Below are 20310 nucleotides of genomic sequence, written 5' to 3'. Positions count from 1 at the left end.
ATTTATAATTTGGGTTCTTTATAAACCATCTTTGGTTGAATAAAATCAATTTTCTTCTTCGTGGTATCTTTCAGAAGGAAACGGATTTTGTACTCCGGATCCGCTCTCAACAGCGAATCAGCAGAGTTTTTTAAGGATAACGCTTTCTGGATTTTTGCATTCGACAGGGAATCCGACTTTACAACAATCGCTTTCTGTCTGCTCAGGTCGGCTACTACTTTGGTATAAATCTCATCCAATACCTTTGGTTCACTGTTGTAATACGCCATACTCTTTGCATACTTCGCAGAATCTACGCCATACTTTTTATAGATCCCTTTATAATAAGCTGCAGCCACTTTTTTCGCAGAATCAGAACTTGGAATCGAGGATACATAGCCGTCAACGATATGGATATCAGCCAAAAGTCCTGACATCTGATCGGGTTGAATGACCTGCTTGGGAATACCGGGTTTACAGCCTGAAATCAGTAAAAAAAGGAAGACGATATATAGAAAGTTTCTCATTATGCTTAAAACATCATTATTTCTTAGACAAAGTTCGCTAAGGTTCTTAATTTTACCAAAAATACTGATAAATGAGTATAGCAGATAACTTATTAAAATATAAAAACGAATTGGATGAGATCGCGGTGAAATTAATCGCCGTATCTAAATACCAGGAAGCGGCAGCGGTACAGGAAGCTTATGACGCCGGACAAAGGGTGTTTGGTGAGAACATCGTACAGGAACTGGTAGAAAAACAAGCACAACTTCCACAAGATATTGAATGGCACCTGATCGGTCATTTACAGACCAATAAGGTCAAATACATTGCCCCTTTCATCAGCCTGATCCAATCTGTGGACAGCTTAAAATTGTTGCTGGAGATAGATAAACAAGCCGCAAAAAATAAAAGAGTGATCGATTGCCTGCTTCAGATTTATATTGCAGACGAGGACACGAAGTTTGGTCTTGGATTTGACGAAGCGGTCGAACTGCTGCGCTCAGAAGAGTTTGCAGCCCTGAAAAATGTCAGGATCGTCGGCTTAATGGGAATTGCCAGCAATAATGCACTGGAAAAACAAACTCTTGACGAATTTACGGAACTGAAAGTCCTTTTTGACGGCATCAAAGTGAGCTTTTTCAGAAAAGAAGACAGCTTTAAAGAGGTCTCTATGGGCATGTCGGGAGACTATAAGCTCGCCATCGAAGCAGGAAGCACCATGGTTCGTGTGGGCAGCAGTATATTTGGTAAAAGAAAAATTAAACACTGGAAAGAGGAAGCCTAATGGATAACATCATCATCAGAGTTGCAAAACAAGAAGATTGCGCCAGACTTTTAGAACTGATCAATGAACTTGCACTATATGAAAAAGCGCCGGAAGAAGTAACGGTTACCCTGGCAGAATTTGAGGATGCCGGATTTGGTGCAACACCGGTCTGGAAAGCTTTTGTTGCCGAAGATGAGCATCAGATCATCGGTTTTGCTTTATACTACACCAGATATTCGACCTGGAAAGGCTGTCGGCTATACCTGGAAGACTTTCTTGTGACCGAAAGCTACAGAGGTAAAGGCGTAGGGAAAATCCTTTTTGAAACGGTGATGAAAGAAGCACAGGAAAAGAACTACAACGGGATGACCTGGCAGGTGCTCGACTGGAACGAACCGGCGATCAATTTTTACAATAAGTATGCTGCTCAGATTGAGACGGGCTGGTTAAATGCTTCCTTTTCAAAAGAGCAGATTGCAAAATAATCCGCTTTAAAGGCATGACCTTTGCAGAGAGAATGGTTTAAATAAAATAAAACATCAGATGAAAAGATTAGGTATACTATTGATTTCTTTAAGCGTCATCGCTTGTCAAAGTGAAAAGAAAACGACTGCTCAGACAGACAGCATTGCCGGCACTACTGCCAGCAGCGGCTTAACCTTCAAATACGATAGCCTGCAGGTTTTCAGTAAACTCAGCAAGCCGGCTGAAAAAGGCAATACCGATACCGCTTATGCAAAGATTGTCTATCCGTTATTTTCTGATCAAAAGTTAAACCAGCTGATTGAGCAAATGGCGGTAAAGGCTGCAGAGCAAACGGATCAAAACACGAACAAGACTTATAAAGAACTGGCCACTTCTTTTGTGGAAGGGTTTGATGAATTCAATAAAGAAAACGGAGGAACACAGTCTGCCTGGTTCCTGGACGACCAAACGAAAGTGCTCGTTACCCAGCCGGATTACCTTTGCCTGGAGCACAGCAATGTGAGCTATGCAGGTGGTGCCCATCCCAACAGTGCGATGGTGTACTGGAACCTGGATCCAAAAACCTTAAAGGAAATCACCCTGGAATCGCTGATCAAAGAAGGAGGCCTTCCTGAGCTGACCGCTATTGCAGAGAAGATATTCAGAAAAAATGAGAAGCTTACTCCTACAGCAAGCCTGAAAGACGGTTATTTTTTCGAAAAAGATACCTTTAGCTTAAACCGCAATTTTACCATTACTAAAGAAGGATTAAAATTCCTTTACAATCCATACGAAATTAAGGCATACGCTTATGGAAGCACTGAATTGCTCATTCCTTTCAGTGAACTAAAAACCGTTGCCAAACCTAATACTTTACTCAGTCCGACACTATAACTATGCTCGTATTCAAATTTGGAGGCGCTTCTGTGAAAGATGCAGAAGGCGTGATCAATCTTGCGCAAATCGTTAAACGCTATCCCAAAGAAAAACTCCTGATCGTAGTCTCTGCGATGGGAAAAATGACCAATAAGCTCGAAGCACTTACCCGCGCGTATTTGCATGGCGAAGAGGAAGAAACGCATCAGCTTTTTGAAGAAGTAAAAGCCTATCATTTTGGCATCCTGGAAAAACTGTTTCCAGACCACCAGCACCCGGTATATAACGACATTGCGAACAGCTTTGTGGAGGTCGACTGGCTGATTGAGGAAGCACCTGATGATGCGCCTGATTATATCTATGACCAGATCGTTTCCATCGGTGAAATCGTGTCTACTAAAATTGTGGCCGCCTACTTAAGCCTGGATGGCAGCAATGCAAAATGGCTGGATGCCAGAAATTTCATCCAGACGGACAACAACTACCGGGAGGGAAACGTAAACTGGGAAAAGACGGAACAGGAAATCCAGCACAACCTCGCTCCTGTCCTGGAACACCAGATTGGCGTTACCCAGGGTTTTATTGGCGGTACAAGCGAAAACTTCACCACCACCTTAGGTCGCGAAGGATCCGATTACTCAGCGGCCATTTTTGCTTCCTGCCTGAATGCGCAATCCTTAACGATCTGGAAAGATGTTCCGGGCGTACTCAATGCAGATCCCAAATGGTTTGATGAAACAGAGCGGATTCCACAGCTATCCTACCATGATGCCATAGAACTGGCCTATTATGGCGCAACGGTGATCCACCCAAAAACCATTAAGCCGATTCAGAATAAAAACATTCCTTTGTACGTGCGTTCTTTCCTTCATCCGGAAGCCGAAGGAACCGACATTACCGCATCGGAAAACCAGTTGCCTGTGCCTTCTTTTATCTTTAAAGTACAGCAGGTCCTGATCTCTATTTTTCCTAAAGATTTCTCTTTCATCATTGAGGAGAACCTGAGCGATATTTTCAGCCTTTTCCATAATCACAAAGTGAAGATCAATACCATGCTGAACTCTGCGATCAGTTTCTCGGTGAGCATTGATGAAGATCCTGAAAAATTACAAAAACTGATTGAAGAGCTGTCTGTACATTACAAAGTGAAATACAATACTGGTCTGGAACTGGTCACCATCAGGTATTACAACCAGCAAACGATTGATCGTGTAACGGTCAACAAGAACATTTTGCTGGAAGTGAAAAGCAGACATACTTGTCAGATTGTGATGAAAGACCAAACTACTGCCGCTTAAATCATCAGCTTTTGAACGATCATATTTTAGATAGCGAAGTACAACAATACATCAATCATCATTTAAATGACGATGTACATAAAATCGCTATGGCTAAAAGTCCCTTTCCTGAGGTCAGTTCAAAAGAACTGGCCAATCAGATTGCCGCTAAAAATAAATCGGTAAAGAAATTGCCTACCTGGTACCATCAGGAACGCATCTATTACCCCCTGCTCTTATCTATTGAACAATGTTCTTCTGAAAGCACTGCGGCCTATAAAGCCAGTCTTGTACAGGGAGAAACACTGATCGACCTGACCGGCGGTTTTGGGGTGGACAGCCTTTACTTTTCCAAGAGACTGAAATCTGTGACCCATTGTGAGCTCAACGAAGAACTTTCAGCAATCGCGGCGCACAATGCAACAGCACTGAACCAGGATAATATTCAGTTTCTGGCGGGAGATGGCATGGCCTACCTGGAAGACACCAAAACACAATTCGATAATATTTACATCGATCCGGCAAGAAGAAGTCAGGCTGGAAAGGTCTTCATGTTAAAGGATTGCACGCCTGATGTGGTCACACACCTGGACCTGCTCCTGTCCCACAGCAACAGGATCATCATTAAAACAGCCCCGCTGCTGGACATTAGCGCCGGTTTAAAGGAATTGAAAAATGTAGCAGAAGTCCATGTGGTGAGTGTCAGAAACGAATGTAAAGAACTGCTTTGGATCTTACAGAAAACTGCGCCGGAACAGGTAAAAATCGTATCTACGACCCTCAATGAACAACAGAAAAGCTTTAGCTTTTTCAAAGGAGAAGAAGATACTGCAGCAGAAATCACCGCGGTGGAACTACAGCAATACCTGTATGAGCCCGATACTGCTTTACTTAAAGGCGGGGCTTTCAACCTGATTGCTTCCCGGTATGGCCTTCAAAAACTACATTCACAAACACAGCTTTACACTTCAGACCATATCGTTCCTGAATTTCCGGGCAGAAGGTTCCGTATCAACCGCCTCCTTCCGGCCACTGAACTCAAAAAGGAAAAAGACTTAAGGGGAAATGTCATTGCCAGAAATTACCAGGACAAAGCAGAAAACCTGGTAAAGAAGTACAAGATTAAGCCGGATAACCACCGGTTCCTGATTTTCACTCAAAGTAAAAAGGAGGGGTACCTGATTATTGATGCGACCATCGAACAGCATTACTAAAGGACTATATCTCAAAAATTTAACATTCTTTAACATACTTTAACATTTACAAAAGGCTACACTTTAATGATTTAGTTATTTTTGATTAACCAAAAATCAAAACCTTTAATCATGAAAAATTACCGCCGAATCAATAACCTGGTTGGTTTCCTCCTCTTTGGAATTGCCAGCTTTGTCTACTGGATGACGATGGAACCGACCGTCAGCTTCTGGGATTGTGGGGAGTTCATATCTGCAAGTTACAGATTACAGGTCGGGCATCAGCCCGGGGCACCTTTGTTCATGATGATCGGTAAATTATTTTCTACACTCGCCATGGGCGATGCCAACAAAGTGGCGTACTGGATCAACTTCAGCTCTGTTTTATTTAGCGGGGCCACGATCATGTTTCTCTACTGGACCATTACTGCAATGGCTTCCAAATTATATCCTAAAGAAAAAACTACACTGGAAGCCCTCGGGCTCATCTCTGCGGGCGTAGTTGGCGCATTGGCCTATACCTTTTCCGATACCTTCTGGTTTTCAGCAGTGGAATCAGAGGTTTATGCTTTATCCACCCTCTTCACCGCCATCGTATTCTGGGCAATCCTGAAATGGGAAAGTGACCTGGACAACCGCTGGCTGGTTTTCATTTCTTTTCTTGTGGGTTTATCCATCGGCGCCCATTTACTGAGCTTACTCACCATTCCGGCGATTGTACTGGTCTATTATTTCAAAAAAACAAAGCAGGTAACCTGGTTGGGTACCCTAAAAGCATTTGCATTGGCCTGTCTGATTGTCGGTACGGTACAGATTGTAATCGTACAGTATCTGGTGTTATTTGCGGCGAAGTCCGACCTGTTCTTTGTCAACACACTTGGCTTCAGCTTTGGCTATGGGGCAATGGCTTTTATCCTGCTGCTCATTGCGGCCATTAGTTATGGCATTTATTATTCGGTTCAGCATAGAAAATACAACATGAACCTGAGCCTGCTTTGCCTCGCATTTATCCTGTTTGGCTTTAGCTCTTATTTTGTTACCCTGATCAGGGCGAATGCCAAACCCAACATCAACCTGTCTAATCCTGACAATCCTTTTTCTTTGTACAGCTACCTTGGAAGAACCAATTATGGAGAAACACCACTCTTATACGGAAAGACTTTCGACGCCAAACAAACGGACTATAAGGATACCGGAACGGAATACCGTAAAGGGAAAGACAAATATGAAGTTTCCGGTAAATCATTTAAAGTGAATTATGATAAGAACCTCCTTTTTCCACGTACGCATAGCTCCAAAGACGGACATGCGGCCTATTACAGGCAATGGCTGGGAATGGGAGAAGGAGAAACACCAACCTTTGCGCAAAACCTGAGCTTCTTCAGTTCTTATCAGGTAGGCTTCATGTACATGCGGTATTTCTTATGGAACTTTGTGGGCCGCCAGAACGACATCCAGGGAAATGGAAACAATGATGCGGGCAACTGGCTCAGTGGGATTAAACCATTGGATGGCGCCCGACTGGGTTCACAGACAAACCTCCCCGCCTCTATTCAATCCAACGAAGGGCACAACGTGTATTATGGATTGCCATTGATTCTCGGAATTGCAGGTTTGCTGTTCCTGTATAGAAAGAACAGACAGGCGACTTTAGTGATCGCTACGCTCTTCTTTTTCACTGGTCTGGCCATTATCCTATACCTCAATCAGGACCCCTTACAGCCCAGAGAACGTGACTATGCCTATGTCGGCTCATTTTATGCCTTCTGTATCTTTATCGGCTTTGGTGTGTTGGGATTGAAAGAAACTTTACAACGCTTTGCTCCGGGCAGATTAAGCCTGATTACCGCTTCCCTTGTTGCTTTACTTGCCGTTCCGGTACTCATGGCAAGTCAGGGATGGGATGATCATAACCGATCTGCAAAAACAACGGCCAGAGACTGGGCCCGCAATTACCTGAGTTCCTGTGCAGCGAATGCCATTCTTTTCACCAATGCAGACAATGATACTTTTGCCTTATGGTATGCGCAGGAGGTGGAAGGCATCCGGACAGATGTCCGGGTGATTTGTATGCAATTTCTCAGCGATGATGATTACATTAATCAATTGAAAAAGCAGGTCAACAATTCTGCTCCGCTTCCGGTTACGATGGCCAGCGAGAAATATCAAAAAGGAGTCCGCGACTATATTCCTTATGTGGATTATGGATTTACCGACAGTGTAGAACTGAAAGACCTGATGGCCGTCCTCACTTCCGACAATAAAGCAGATAAATTAGAAATGGCTGATGGTTCTTTCGAGAACTTCCTGCCCAGCAGAAAGCTGAAACTAAATGTAGATGCTGATCAACTGGTAAAGACAAAAACGATAAAAGCCGGGGATAGAGAAAAGGCAACATCCAGCATGGAATGGACAATTGATAAAAAGTTTATCGGCAAAGCAGACCTTGCAGTATTCGATATCCTGGCCAATAACAACTGGAAAAGACCGATCTATTTTGCAAACTCTTCTACTCAGGATACCTATATGGGGCTGGACAAATACCTTTATCTGGAAGGTTATGCCTATCGCCTGTTGCCATTAAAAAGAGACCCGAAAGATACCAGAGACAAATCTCAGGTGACCAATACTGAGGTGATGTATGAGAATGTGATGAACAAAATGGACTTTTCGGGATTCAACAAGGCCAGTTACCTCGATGAACAAAGTCGCGGGATAGCTCAGGGAACCTGGTCTTCCAACAACACCCTCGCCTCAAACCTCATCAATGAAGGTAACAACAAAGCTGCCCATGCGCTGATGATGAAAAGCATCAAAGACCTTCCATTAAGGAATTATGAAATAAGGGATACCTTAAACAAATTTGATGCAATCAGCATTCTCTATCATTTGAATGATGTACAGCAGGCCAATATCATGGCCAAAGCAACCGTTTCTTTTCTGGATCAGGAGCTGAATTATATTGCCACTTTGTCCCCGGATATTCAGCGTGGTTATCTCAGAAATATACAGTGGGGTATGTCTGTATTGAATGGGCTGGATCAGGAAACAGAGAAAAACAAACAGGGAGCGCTAAATAGAGAGATTAAAGAGAAGTTCAAAACCTTTGAAAGTATTTTTACGAAATCACTCGGATAATGAAACAAAAAAGGTGTCTGAAAATGGACTGTCCCAAAAAGCCAGTTGCTTTCCGGGACAGTCCATTTGGACACCTTCACTTACTTAATTAAGAGCGCATCAGCTTTATAATTCAGGATTGAATGTACCACCCCAGGCAATATTCTGCTTAAGGTTTGGATTTTGGTTTAGGAACGTTAATGGAATTGGAAAGAAATAATAAGTATCAGGCACGACCATTGCTTTAGCACCCGAAGTAATCAATTCCGTAACGGTGTAACCAAAATTATCAGGTAATAAGGAATAAGCAGCTGCACTACTGATATCCGTTTGATTCACCTGATCTGCGGTACGGCCATTCACCAAAGTAGCCATCATCCCATATTTATGTATGCCATTTAATTTCGTCGCAAACAGGCGATGGCGACGTAAATCCCAATACCGTTTTCCTTCAAAAGCAAATTCCAGATACTTTTCATCTAAAATAGCGTTGCGCATCTCGGTGCGGCTCATCCCTGCTTTCAGGCCATACATGCCATCTGCTCCAGGAAGGATACCGGCCCGTTTTCTGATCGCCATCAACACCGCTAAAGATTCGTTGCTACGTCCGGTTTCGTTTGCACTTTCTGCCAGGTTAAACAAAACTTCAGCATACCTGATCTCATTCCAGTCGTAATCACTCGTAGTTGGCGGGGCAGGTAAAGCCAGGTTTAAGCCTTTACTGGTAAAAAAGCCGGTCCGATAACTATTCTCTCCCTGGATGGCAAAACCAAAGGCGTCCAGTGAAGAAGCGATGTTCTTCATCGTATATTGTCGCCGGCCAGCCTTACCGCTCAATGCAAAAGGGGCCCCATTATAAACAATGGTCTGGGCAAAACGCGGATCTCTGTTTAACCAGAAAGTCTGCTCATTGTAAGTATAAGCAGAAGTAGGATCGCTTATTTTTTTACCATCTAACATCGGATAAGCTTGCACCAGCGACCAGATTGGCTGATCACCACCTGTCGCATTTTTCGATTCTGAAAGCGGGCGAACGGCATCATCACCGCGCAAATTTACCCTTCCCGGATTAAGCCCGATAATGGACATAATACATTCTTTATTGCCCTTTACCGTAAAAATATTACTGTAATTCTCCAACAGGCCATAGCCATTTGCATCCAAAAAGGTCTTTGCTTCGCTATTGGCTTTATAAGCTGCAGCCCAATATTGGTTGTCGTAAGGATTACCGGAATTAAACTGAGGTGATGCTTTATACAACAACACCCTTCCTCTAAATGCCTTAACGATTGCCTGATCTATTCTTCCACGGTCATTTCCGGAATATTTTGGTGGTAAGGCTGTTTCTGCCTCATTCAAATCGGCTTCAATAAAGGTAAAACACTCGGCTGTAGAATTTCTCGGTACTTTTAAATCATCAGTTAATCCCTGAGCTACCTTAATAATCGGTACACCTCCATGAAAGACTACCGCTTTAAAGTATAAAAACGCCCTTAAAAATTTAGCCTGTGCAATTAAATTACTTTTGGTCGCATCGGGCAAGGTGCCGGTAGGAATGGAACTTATAAAAATATTAAGTTTTCTAATGGTGTCATATGGCCAAAAGGATCTTCCGCTACTTGGTGTAATGGCATCAAGTCCGGTAATACCGCCACTTTCATCTGCAGAATTACCATCATTGACAGGCCATCCTACAGGCAATGCGGTACCATATAAATTGGCCAGATAGGCATTAGACAGAGACAGGTCATTAAACACATTTCCAGGTGGATACTGACTTAAATTTTCTGACTGATCTAAAACCTTTTTACAACTATTAAAAACTACTGCTATCATTAATGTACATAGCAATGTATATAAACTATATTTTAATTTTCTCATGATTTATAAAGATTAAAATGTAACATTTAAACCTGCCGTATAGGTCTTCATTAGCGGATAAGAATCCAAACGTTCCTGCTCAGGATCGTGTTCTTTGAAGCCTGTGATGACAAACAGGTTTGTTCCATTGGCAAAAACCCTTACTTTTTGCAGGCCAACACGTTTAATCCATTTACCGGGTAGTTCATAGCCCAGATCAATATTCTTTAAACGGATATAAGCCCCGTTACGAATCCAGAAAGTCGAAGGACCACCGCCAACATTCTGATCGCCAAACATATCAGAAGCCATTGGATATTTCGCGTTAGGTGTTTCAGGAGTCCAGTAATCTTTAGCCCATAATGCAAAATATGGCCTGTCTCCCGTTTGAAACACCCCTCCTGATGAGGTATTTCCGGTATTCACGATTTTATCAAATGCACTTACCCCCTGAAAAAGAGTAGCCAATGAAATGCCTTTCCAGGCTACCCGAAAGCCAAAACCAAAATTAATACGCGGAATTGCGTTGTCAGATAAGTAAGTCATATCGTTGTCGTCAATTTTACCGTCGGCTCCTTCAGAGAAATTTGCGCCCCTGATATCTTTGTATAAAATATAACCCAATTTAGGCTTAAGACCGAATTGTGTATAGGTGGCTGGCAAGGCGTCCAGTTCTGCCTGGGTACGAATGATCCCGAAAGACTGAAGGCCATATATCCGGTTGCCCGGGTGGCCAAGAGCGCTTCTCCAGTTGTTCAGATAGGTGCCATCAGTTAAAGCAGGTGCCTGATCTAACACATCCCACCGATCTCTGGAATACCCCATATTTGCAAAAACGGAATAATTGATTTCCCCTTTGGTATCACTCCAGGCGGTCGAGAATTCAAAACCCTTCCATGATCTTGCGGCGTAATTAACGGCAGGCAAAGCTGCACCTAAAGTACTGGGAGTAGAAGCGAATCTTGTACCTAAAATATCAGAAGTTTTTTTCGTAAAATATTCCGCGGAACCAGTTAACCGATGATCAAAAAAGCCAAAATCCAGACCAACGTTAAACATTTTAGTCGTAGACCAGGTGATATCAGGATTAGGTAAAGTACCTGGGGCAATTCCATCAACCAAGCCGGAGCCAAATACAGTGCCGATAGATTTAATGAAATTCTGGCTCCACTGAAAAGGAGCAATCGCATTTGATGAAGTGCCGGCTAAATCATTACCAGAGGTACCAAAGGATCCCCTTAACTTTAATTCAGACAACCATTTGATATCCTTCATGAAATTTTCCTGACTGATGCGCCAGGCCGCAGAACCGGAGGGGAAAAAGCCCCAACGTTTACCCGGTGCAAACCTGAAATTACCATCTTCACGGAAGGAAAATTCTGCGATATATTTATCTGCATAACTGTAATTCAGACGACCGATAACAGAAGAGCGTGTTTCTATACTTTCGCCACCGGAGAAAGTGCTGTTAACCGCATCATCTGAAGCATTAAAAAGCTGATCGATCGTGTTGACCAGCAGTTTTTGGCGCATCCCGGTCAAACTTTTACTATTTGTTCTCGCCTGTTCATAAGCTGTCATCGCACTGATGTTGTGCTTACCAAAAATTTTATTGTAGTTTAAAAACCAATTCAGCGTATAGCTATCTCCCAATCCAAATCCTTCCCGGATATTTGGATAGTTATTACTCATGGTATGAATATTAATTTGCGTCGGATCTATTGGCCCGGGAACATATTTATTATTCAGGCTGTTTGGATTCGATTGAAATTTGTAAACCTCATTAAAAACAACAAATGATTTGATATTATTGTCATTGGCATTGTACTGAGCCTGAACAGCGGTGGACAGGCCAGGTACATAATCACTTAAATCGGCGTCAAACCGCAAAATCCCATCAAGAGTGCGCAGTTTATTGTGGATGTAAGCCGGGCTATTGTTAACCGCCCAGACCGGGCTCCAGGAACCGGCAATTACCGGCGAATCGCCGCTGTTGTAGGAAGGATTTCCGGCAGCATCTACATAAAACGGGTACAAACGGGTCCAGTTAAAAGTGGCCCGGTAAAAATCACCCACCGTTGTACTTGCGGGATCATCATACGGCCAGTACCACCTGTTAAAATTACGTTGGTTACCGCTAAGGTTTAAGTTGATTTTTATTTTTTTCGATACATTGGCCGTGATGTCTGAACGAAAATTATAACGGTTAAAATCCAGGTTATTATAGGAACCCTTTTCGGTATGGTAGGCCAGGTTCATGTTATATTGTATGATTTCCGATCCGCCGCGTAAACCAACATTATGCTCCTGTACGCTGGGATTCCGCCAGATGTAATCGTTGATACTATAGCTTTTGTCTTTGAAATAATCAAAAAGTACCGGCCCGTTAGGTTCGGCCAGCCCCTTTCCTCTTGCTACATTATTGTTATACCTTAACTCTTCAGTTGCGGTAAAATCCTGTTGTGGCTGTGTGGTATTCGAAAATGAAAAAGAGTTGGAATAATCAAAAGTTGGCTTTTGAATGACCCCTTTTTTTGTGGTCACCAAAACTACCCCATCTCCTGCTTTTGAGCCATAAACCGAAGCAGTTGCGGCATCTTTTAAAATACTGATGCTCTCTACCTCATTGGCATTCAAAGCGTCGAAATCAGCTTTTGTTTTGATGATCCCGTTAATTACATAAAGCGGTTCGACAAAACTTCCACGGATGCGGATACTGGACGCCGCACCAGCTAAACCGGAGGAACCTACAATGGTGGCCCCAGGTAATCTTCCTGCTAATGCATTGGATAAATTGCTGACCGGGATACTGGCAATATCGGCGGTTTTAATGGTACTGATGGCTCCGGTTAAACTGACCTTTTTTTGCGAACCATAGCCGACCACTACGACCTCCTCTAATTTTTTATCCTCCTCCTCAAGTGTCACGTTCAATACCGCATTCTCATTTACTACCGTCACCTTTTTGGGAAGATAACCAATCGCAGTAAAGGAGAGGACATCCCCCACATTTGCGCTAATTTGAAAATGACCATTTCCGTCTGTCTGCGCGGAAGCCCCGGTTCGGTTCACCTTAACGCTAATCCCTGGTAAGCCCTCTCCTTTTTGATCTGCCACCTTGCCCTTGATGATGGCAAAAGTAATAGAACGCCCAATTTTAGCATCCGGGATCGTTAAATCGTTGGTTCCTGAAAACATCAGGTGGTTTTGTTCATGCCCGTCTGCGGCTAAACTCCCCCCTAATAGTGCCAGTACAAAAACTGATGCCCTACAAAAAAGTAAATTTTTAAGTTTCATACATTTAGTTGTTTGGTTTGGTTAATACTTAGTTGATTGAAAAAGGATCTTATTGCTAAGGAAGACCCGGATCATGGAGCCCCTGATCAGGAGCTCTATATTAACAAGTACTTTTCGCGAACCAAATGATTCAAAAAAAATTAAAAAAACTTATGCGGGGGGATTATTGATATCGCATCCGCGATTGCAAAAGGATTAAACATCTATACCTATTATATGAAAAAAGCCATTTTTCAACATAAAAAAAGCCGTTTTTCGATAGGAAAAACGGCCAAATCAACTACTGCACTTCTCTTATTTTTTCTGCAAATACAGCTCTTCTGCAACGGGCAGCCATTTACGGTAAAGCAGATCAACTGTCGCATTTTCAGCTCCCAGGGCTTTGATGGTCTTTAACTTCCCTGGTTTATTCACCCAATCGGCTTCCCATCTGGAGATCATCTTATAAAATGCATTTGCTTCGTTTGCAGGGCGGTTAAAACGGTGATTGATCTTAATTTCCTGATACCTTATTGCGGGCTCTTTTTTCAGCTCTGCTGTTAAGAAATCAATGAACATCTGCCATCTGGGCTGATAAAAACTACTCACCAGGCCGTTCCATTGCCGGGCGGAATAATCGTATTGAATGGCATTGGGATCGTATGGACCCCAGATCGTCACCAGACCCCTGGCATTTTTTTCATAAAGTGCTTTCTCTGCATCATTAGTTCCGATTGCCCTGGCATCAGCTACCCATTTATCCAGTAAAAACTCCTTTCTTGTACCCAATAAGCGGTCAAAATCTTCCATAAGATCCAAAAACTGTTTACTGTACGACTGGAAGTCTGCTGCCTTCCCTTGCTCATAAGATCCGGCCATTCTTTTCTGTACAGGGATGGCAAGATCGGCCATACACTGGCGCATTAAATCAACTAGATCATATTTGTAAGTATCTTTTTGCCGGATTTCCGCTGAGGCTTGTTTTAACGCCAGCAGCGCTTCCCATAAACTTGCAAAGCGGTAGTTCTTTTCCTGATTCAGTGCCCCATTTGGCGAAGCCCCATTCACCTGAAGTGCAGGTCTTGCGCAGATGGTTGATTCCATAAAGGTTTCCACACCATGCTTGCCATAAGCAGTACGCAGCAAAGTGTCCCAGGCGATGGTCGTATGTTGATCCAGGGAAACATATCTCGCCTTCAGGTAATCCTGTAACCAGGTTTTGGTATCCGGTTTTTCCCGGTGCCAGGCCATCTCACTGGCAGCCTCATAAATCACAGGGTTGTGCTCAATGGCCTCAGGAAACATCCCGATCCCCTTTAATGCCTTAGTTTGAGCAGGTTCGTTTAACAGCGCGGGGTAACGTCCCAGGACCGCATCAAGGTCACCACCCATGGCCGTATTGCCCCCAAAATTATGGATGATCCCTGCAAGCCATGGCCTGCCCCAAAAAGCTTCACTCTTTTTCCATCTCGCCGTATTCAGGTCCAGCATCAGGATTCTATCTTCCGGAATCGCCTGTACAATTGGTTTACGCATATCCCAGGTTTGCATGGCAATGACCGCTTTTGGATCTACCGCAGTGGTCGCCTTATAAATTGCTTTTCCCACCGAAGCCAGGTAATCATCACCTTCCACCGGAGGTGTTCCTTCGTGAAAGGGATCCGCAGCATAAATATGATCTGTTCCAAAAAGTTTTTGTTGTTCTTTCAGAAATGTTTTTGTCATCCTGGCGAACAAAGGATCCAGCGGATCTAACTGTGCCGTACCTTCTCCAACATAGAACCAAATGGGTTTCTTTAAGATTTTTGCTGCCGGATGTTTCTCTTTTAACTTGATGGGTACATATCCTGTAAAGCCCTGAAGGATGGGCTTCATCCCCAGCTCCCTTTCGCGCTGCAGGATCTTCCTGCCCAGTTCAACGCTGCGCGTTATCCATTTTTGTGGGAGGGGTCCATAAATCCCCTCTATATTGGTCATCCATTGCCAGGCCTGAAATGCCGGCCCTACCAGGAAAGAACGGATTTCGTCGTTGCTCATTCCGTATTGCAATAAGGTGTTCTGCCAGACTGCCTCCTGCCCGGTAATTGCAAGCGGCATATTGATGCCATGCAAAGCCATCCAGTCGATCTCTTTTTCCCAGCGTTCCCAATCCCACCAGGCCATAGAATAATTAAAAGTACAGTAGTTGAGGTATGCCCGGTCTCTGTAAGGCGATGAAATCCTCAGCTTCTCCCGAATCAGGGGCAATGTTTCAGGCAGGTCCATATTGTCGCCGCACCAGCTTTGCTGTGCCCGACAATAATATTTCAGGTACCAGTTCAGTGCAGAACCTATGGATACGGTATTGTTTCCCCTCAACACCACCTTTCCAGCCTTACTTTCCAATTCAAAGACATCCTTTCCATTGTCCGCCGCGATAAATTCAACAGACAGCTGATCATGGTGTTTTGGCAATACCCTTTGCAATAAAGCTTTCGTCGCTTTTATATTGGGAGTCGAAACTTCCTTAGCAAGCGTTTGAGAAAAAAGAGGATGACCACAGATACTCCATAAAATAACACAGGCAATTTTCTTTATCATATTGTTTTTTTTAGTACAGTTGAATTACACCTCGTCTGGTATCATTTGTAAGTGGCAACAACTCCGTTTTTAGGAGCCAGGAGCTTTTCTGCTCGACATTTTTTTCATATAAAAGATGGCTTTCAAATTTTCCTTTTTGGCTGTAGACAATTTCGACCGTTTGTCCGGCATATGCCGATAAATCGATCGCTGCCATTTTCCAGTCTGCCGCTTTGGTACTTGGCATTCCTGAAATTGCATAGCTTGCAAAATTGTTCAGTAATGCTTTGGTTTGCCGGCTAAAAGGAAGCGTTTTACCATTGATGCTGATGTCAGGTATTTGCGGATAACCGATCAGTAATAAATCGCAGCGGCGCTTTACATTGGCAGGTATGGTCAATACCGTCTTTAGCGTCTGCGCGGATACTTTTGTCGTGCTAAAATCTATGTTGCGCTCTGGTGTTTTGTCTGCTGATGATGTTCCCTGTTCAAATTCAAAGGCCATCGTCGAATAACCCGGGATTTCAATTTCTATATTTTCGCCTGATTTAAAAGTGGCAGGGTAAAGGTCCTGATATGGATAAACCACATTCGCTTTGTAAGTTCCTTTAGCGCCATAAAAACCCATCGCCTCATTAAATGGAATCACCAGCTTCTGCGCTGCAGGCCCGGTATTGCGGGCTACAAAAACGCCTTTATTCTTTTCCCATCCGATGTAACCATAAGCATTTCCTTCATCCGGCCGGCCTCCCACAAAGCGGACATTATTTAAGGCTGCTTCATGCTGTTTCGCCCAGCTGTGTACGGAACTCAGGGTTTTCCATTGTTCGGTTGTCATAGCATCTAAGGAGATGTACCATTCTTTAAGTAACGTTCCCCTGCCGTAATGCATCAATACATAATCCATCCAATCCTGTAAAGGAATCTCTTTATCGGCGGGAGAAGTTTGAAGAATACCATGGGTCATCAAACGTGAAATTGGCACAAGGGGCTGGTCTGCGGGATTACCATATAAGCGCCAGATATAGGTATCCCTGTCGGTTGAAAACATGGCCTTGGTGGAGATCTCAGGCGTATTGCCATTGATACCATCGTCGCCGGCCAGCATCCACAGGTAATCGGCATACTGTAACCACCATGGAGAGAACCAGATCCAGTTGGTGAGGTTTTGAAAGATTTCCGGTTTCACCTTTTTGGTGGCGACAAGCACCTGTAAGGCCACATCCAGATTTGCCTCATGGCCATGCCTGTCGGTTGCAGGATGATTGTTTCCCTCCGACAAATCACACAGCTCATTAAAGTCATGCTTAAAGTAAACCAGGTTGGCCTTCTTTGCCAGTTCAGGAATCCGCTTTAATATTTCATCTCTGTATTTGGTGGCCGACAAGCTATAATAACGCCCATATTGTTTAAAATAAGCATTCCTGCCTGCTTCCCGGTAGCCATTCTTTAAGCCCCAGTCTATATTGTTATTGTAGCTGTTTAAAGATAACCACAAGCCAAAGCCGGTACCTTCCTTTTTTAACTTCTGGCTCAGCAGCTCCAGGTCAGTATCTCCCTGAGGGAAAAAAGCCGGTGAAGGATTCCAGATGCCTTTTCTATCCTGCCATCCATCATCGGGCACCATCGCATCGATTTTAATCCCATAAGGATCGAGTATGTTTTTATATTGTTTATAGACCTCCACAAAGTTATCTCCTTTCAGGTTTTTAGCCTTTTGGTCAAACCAGTTGTTATAATTCAGGAAGGAACGGGGGGCTTTCCAAATGGTACTGAGGTATTGCATAAAAGCCTGTCTGACATCCTGCTGTGGGGAAGAAACGCCAACCACGCTCACTTTACTATTCAGCTCAAATTGCTGTTGATGCGGAAGCGCATAGCCGGGAAAATGCATCAGACGGATCAATCCATTCAGGCTGTCCGGTTCAATATCCCTGCCTTCCAGGTCAATGAAACTATAATTTCCAACCTTGTCATAATAGCGGCTAAAGGAAGCCGGAAAATTGCCATTCCTGCAACGGCTGTATCCTCCCGGATATTCCAATCCAAAAAACCAGGAATGGTCCACAAACACAGGTTCACCACGGCCTCCTCCCTGCTGATCTCCTTTTGCCACAAAACGCTCCACCTCAAGCCGGTCAACAGTAGCTTGTTCAGAGAATAACATCCTGATTTTTTTACGGATTACACGGTCTCCTTTGGCGACAAAATGATTTACAACCAGCAATTCAGGACATGCGCTGTTTGCCCGTGCAGCCGACAGTGGCTTGTATTTGATTTCCAGAAAGGTAGTATCCCCATGTTTGTAAAACCTTGGTTTCCCCAGGGAGGTAAAATCAGCCACGGAAAGCGTTTTATTTCCATCCAGGGGCAAGATGTTGAACTCCTCACTAGTTACATTCAGTACACGGCTTCCATCCCCATTTGAAAACTTTATGGTCCGCCAAACTTTTCCCTGATAAGAAAAGGTACGTTGTATGAGGTCATTTTTTAGGGTAATCTGCTGGGATTTTGCGGAATAACCGAGCAACAGAAAAACTGTGGCGATTAAAGGTCTTTTTAACTGATGATAATTGAGCATCGGATTTTTTTTGAAGGTTTAAAATATGATGTATTGTTGTTCTCTATATGATTTATGATCGTTCTCTATATGATGTATTGTGGTTGTCTATATGATTTATTATCCTTCTCTGATTCATGCTTGTTTTATTCCAGGGTAGGGTCAAATGTTCCTCCATCCCATCCTTTATTCTGTAATAATTTAGGATTCTTTTCAATCTCGACCCTTGGGATCGGAAAGAAGTAATAGCGCTCCGGTGTCGACATCAGGTTGGTTCCATTGGAGAAAAGAGGCTGAATTTTATAGGTAAAATCCTCCGGTAAGAGTTTAAAGGTTTTTCCGTCTTCGGCCACTTTGTCCGACTTTAAAGTGGCCAGCAATCCATTTTTACGCATCCCGTCTATTTCGTTCAGCCTCCTGGTCCGCCTCAGCTCATTAAACCGTTGTCCTTCATAAATGAATTCGATTCTTCGTTCAAAATAGATCGCGTTACGTATTTGTGCGGTGCCTGTGCTGCCGCTTAATCCATAAAGCTGATCCGCCCCGGCTTCAATACCTGCACGCTTACGGATCTGAATCAGGACCTCCAGTGCTTCATTGGATTTCCCGGTTTCATTGGCAGCCTCTGCAAAGTTCAATAACACCTCTGCATACCTGATTTCTATCCAATCCGTTTCATTCTTTGTCACCTCTGATTTCAATAATGTAGGATCCATCCCTTTTCTTGGGAAGAAGCCTGTTCTGTGAAAATCGCCCTGTTCCCCTCCTCCAAATACATCATCAATAGAAGCGACACCATTTGCCGTATATTGCCGTCTGCCGGCTATTCTGCTCAGTTCATATAGGGAACCGTTGTACACCACCGAAGCATAAAATCTGGGATCACGATCTTTCCAGAAGGTTTGCAGCTCATAAGGATATTTAAGGGAAATACCAGGCTGCAGCCCATCTTTCATTGGATATGCAGCGACCATTTCCCAGACAGGCTGATCGCCACCACTGGCATCAATTGACTCACTAAGCGGCCTGCACTGATTTTCCGATCTCCCATTCATCCGGTTTGGTGCCATAAACAACACACTCATGACGGCCTCTTTATTGCCTTTATTATTTTTGGCCCATATCCCCACATAATCCGGATTTAAACCAAAACCCATTCCGGCAAGCTGCTCTTTTGCCATTTTGTTCACCTCATAAGCCTTTGGCCAATCGGTATTGTTGTAGGGGTTTGAAGGATGAAACTGCGGACTGGCTTTATACAACATCACTCTACCCAGAAAAGCCAGACTTGCCGCTTTATCAATACGGCCACGATCTCCCCCTATATATTGGTCTGGTAATGCATTAATCGCTTTATTCAGATCTGCCTCAATAAAGTCGAAACAGGCCTTTGTCGAATTCCGGCCCGCACTAAGGTCGTCCTTAACTCCCAATGGCTGCTCCAGGATCGGTACGCCTCCATAAAGCTTTACCACATTAAAATAAACCCAGGCACGTAGAAAGTATGCCTGCCCCTTCATTTTCTCTTTAGTACCAGCCGGCAGACTCCCCTTTTCAATTTCAGTCAGCAGGATATTGATATTTCTAATGAGGTCATAAGGCCAGCTCTTGAACAAGGTGTTATTGGTGGTGACCGCATCTTCGGGTAAATTCCCGCTCAGTTCATCTGCATTACCGCCACTATTTACAGGCCATCCGGTAGGTAAAGTAGTGGCATATAAATTAGTTAAATACGCATTGGCCAGTTGCGGATCATTCCAGACTGAAGCCGGATCAAATGCACCCGCATTTTTTAAATCAAGACTTTTCTTGCAGCCCGACAAAGACAGGCTGATGCAAATAAAGTATAGTATGTAGGTTAACCTGTTCATTTCA

The 20310-nt window shown here is 43.6% G+C and carries 12 protein-coding genes; 6 read left to right on the top strand and 6 right to left on the bottom strand.

Annotated elements, in window-relative coordinates; translation table 11 throughout:
- Positions 1-2 precede the first annotated feature (2 nt).
- Positions 3-506, bottom strand: a complete 504-nt coding sequence (locus BLQ87_RS06810; protein WP_074605375.1) for a DUF4296 domain-containing protein — start codon at positions 504-506, stop codon at positions 3-5.
- A gap of 71 nt (positions 507-577) precedes the next feature.
- Between BLQ87_RS06810 and BLQ87_RS06805 the strand changes: the two genes are divergently transcribed.
- The 6 genes from BLQ87_RS06805 (at position 578) to BLQ87_RS06780 (ending at position 8201) form a co-directional block, all read left to right on the top strand.
- Entirely contained in the window at positions 578-1270 is a 693-nt protein-coding gene (locus tag BLQ87_RS06805; protein ID WP_074605374.1) for a YggS family pyridoxal phosphate-dependent enzyme, read from the top strand.
- The gene (locus BLQ87_RS06800) at positions 1270-1737 is read left to right on the top strand and encodes a GNAT family N-acetyltransferase (RefSeq protein WP_074605373.1); all 468 of its coding nucleotides are present in this window, start codon (positions 1270-1272) and stop codon (positions 1735-1737) included. Before BLQ87_RS06805 ends, BLQ87_RS06800 begins: the two co-directional genes overlap by 1 nt.
- A gap of 58 nt (positions 1738-1795) precedes the next feature.
- Positions 1796-2611 carry a DUF3298 and DUF4163 domain-containing protein gene (locus BLQ87_RS06795; RefSeq protein ID WP_083361732.1) on the top strand — a complete coding sequence of 272 codons (816 nt, stop codon included), beginning with the start codon at positions 1796-1798 and terminating at the stop codon, positions 2609-2611.
- Positions 2612-2613: 2 nt separating this feature from the next.
- Entirely contained in the window at positions 2614-3891 is a 1278-nt protein-coding gene (locus tag BLQ87_RS06790) for an aspartate kinase (protein ID WP_074605371.1), read from the top strand.
- Between the two features lie 11 nt (positions 3892-3902).
- Complete coding sequence (locus BLQ87_RS06785; protein ID WP_074605661.1) at positions 3903-5084, top strand: THUMP-like domain-containing protein; 1182 nt, start codon at positions 3903-3905, stop codon at positions 5082-5084.
- A gap of 111 nt (positions 5085-5195) precedes the next feature.
- Positions 5196-8201, top strand: a complete 3006-nt coding sequence (locus BLQ87_RS06780; RefSeq protein WP_074605370.1) for a glycosyltransferase family 117 protein — start codon at positions 5196-5198, stop codon at positions 8199-8201.
- Between the two features lie 105 nt (positions 8202-8306).
- On the opposite strand, the gene BLQ87_RS06775 is transcribed toward BLQ87_RS06780, so the two are convergent.
- From BLQ87_RS06775 to BLQ87_RS06755, 5 genes are all read right to left on the bottom strand, one after another.
- Positions 8307-10061, bottom strand: a complete 1755-nt coding sequence (locus BLQ87_RS06775; protein WP_074605369.1) for a RagB/SusD family nutrient uptake outer membrane protein — start codon at positions 10059-10061, stop codon at positions 8307-8309.
- A gap of 12 nt (positions 10062-10073) precedes the next feature.
- Complete coding sequence (locus BLQ87_RS06770) at positions 10074-13337, bottom strand: SusC/RagA family TonB-linked outer membrane protein (protein ID WP_083361731.1); 3264 nt, start codon at positions 13335-13337, stop codon at positions 10074-10076.
- Positions 13338-13631: 294 nt separating this feature from the next.
- Positions 13632-15896, bottom strand: coding sequence for an alpha-N-acetylglucosaminidase (locus tag BLQ87_RS06765; protein WP_083361730.1), 2265 nt, complete (start codon positions 15894-15896; stop codon positions 13632-13634).
- A gap of 10 nt (positions 15897-15906) precedes the next feature.
- On the bottom strand, positions 15907-18456 hold the full coding sequence (locus tag BLQ87_RS06760; RefSeq protein WP_074605368.1) for an alpha-amylase family protein: 2550 nt from the start codon (positions 18454-18456) through the stop codon (positions 15907-15909).
- 125 nt (positions 18457-18581) lie between these two features.
- The gene (locus tag BLQ87_RS06755) at positions 18582-20306 is read right to left on the bottom strand and encodes a RagB/SusD family nutrient uptake outer membrane protein (protein ID WP_074605367.1); all 1725 of its coding nucleotides are present in this window, start codon (positions 20304-20306) and stop codon (positions 18582-18584) included.
- Positions 20307-20310: the final 4 nt, after the last annotated feature.

The organism is Pedobacter steynii (assembly GCF_900103665.1).
Taxonomy (GTDB): domain Bacteria; phylum Bacteroidota; class Bacteroidia; order Sphingobacteriales; family Sphingobacteriaceae; genus Pedobacter; species Pedobacter steynii.
This window is presented reverse-complemented; position numbering and strand designations above follow the sequence as displayed.

What these genes read in the sequence shown, in the direction of transcription:
- BLQ87_RS06810 (WP_074605375.1), bottom strand. Translation starts at nt 506, where the DNA reads ATGAGAAACTTTCTATATATCGTCTTCCTTTTTTTACTGATTTCAGGC.
- BLQ87_RS06805 (WP_074605374.1), top strand. Translation starts at nt 578, where the DNA reads ATGAGTATAGCAGATAACTTATTAAAATATAAAAACGAATTGGATGAG.
- BLQ87_RS06800 (WP_074605373.1), top strand. Translation starts at nt 1,270, where the DNA reads ATGGATAACATCATCATCAGAGTTGCAAAACAAGAAGATTGCGCCAGA.
- BLQ87_RS06795 (WP_083361732.1), top strand. Translation starts at nt 1,796, where the DNA reads ATGAAAAGATTAGGTATACTATTGATTTCTTTAAGCGTCATCGCTTGT.
- BLQ87_RS06790 (WP_074605371.1), top strand. Translation starts at nt 2,614, where the DNA reads ATGCTCGTATTCAAATTTGGAGGCGCTTCTGTGAAAGATGCAGAAGGC.
- BLQ87_RS06780 (WP_074605370.1), top strand. Translation starts at nt 5,196, where the DNA reads ATGAAAAATTACCGCCGAATCAATAACCTGGTTGGTTTCCTCCTCTTT.
- BLQ87_RS06775 (WP_074605369.1), bottom strand. Translation starts at nt 10,061, where the DNA reads ATGAGAAAATTAAAATATAGTTTATATACATTGCTATGTACATTAATG.
- BLQ87_RS06770 (WP_083361731.1), bottom strand. Translation starts at nt 13,337, where the DNA reads ATGAAACTTAAAAATTTACTTTTTTGTAGGGCATCAGTTTTTGTACTG.
- BLQ87_RS06765 (WP_083361730.1), bottom strand. Translation starts at nt 15,896, where the DNA reads ATGATAAAGAAAATTGCCTGTGTTATTTTATGGAGTATCTGTGGTCAT.
- BLQ87_RS06760 (WP_074605368.1), bottom strand. Translation starts at nt 18,456, where the DNA reads ATGCTCAATTATCATCAGTTAAAAAGACCTTTAATCGCCACAGTTTTT.
- BLQ87_RS06755 (WP_074605367.1), bottom strand. Translation starts at nt 20,306, where the DNA reads ATGAACAGGTTAACCTACATACTATACTTTATTTGCATCAGCCTGTCT.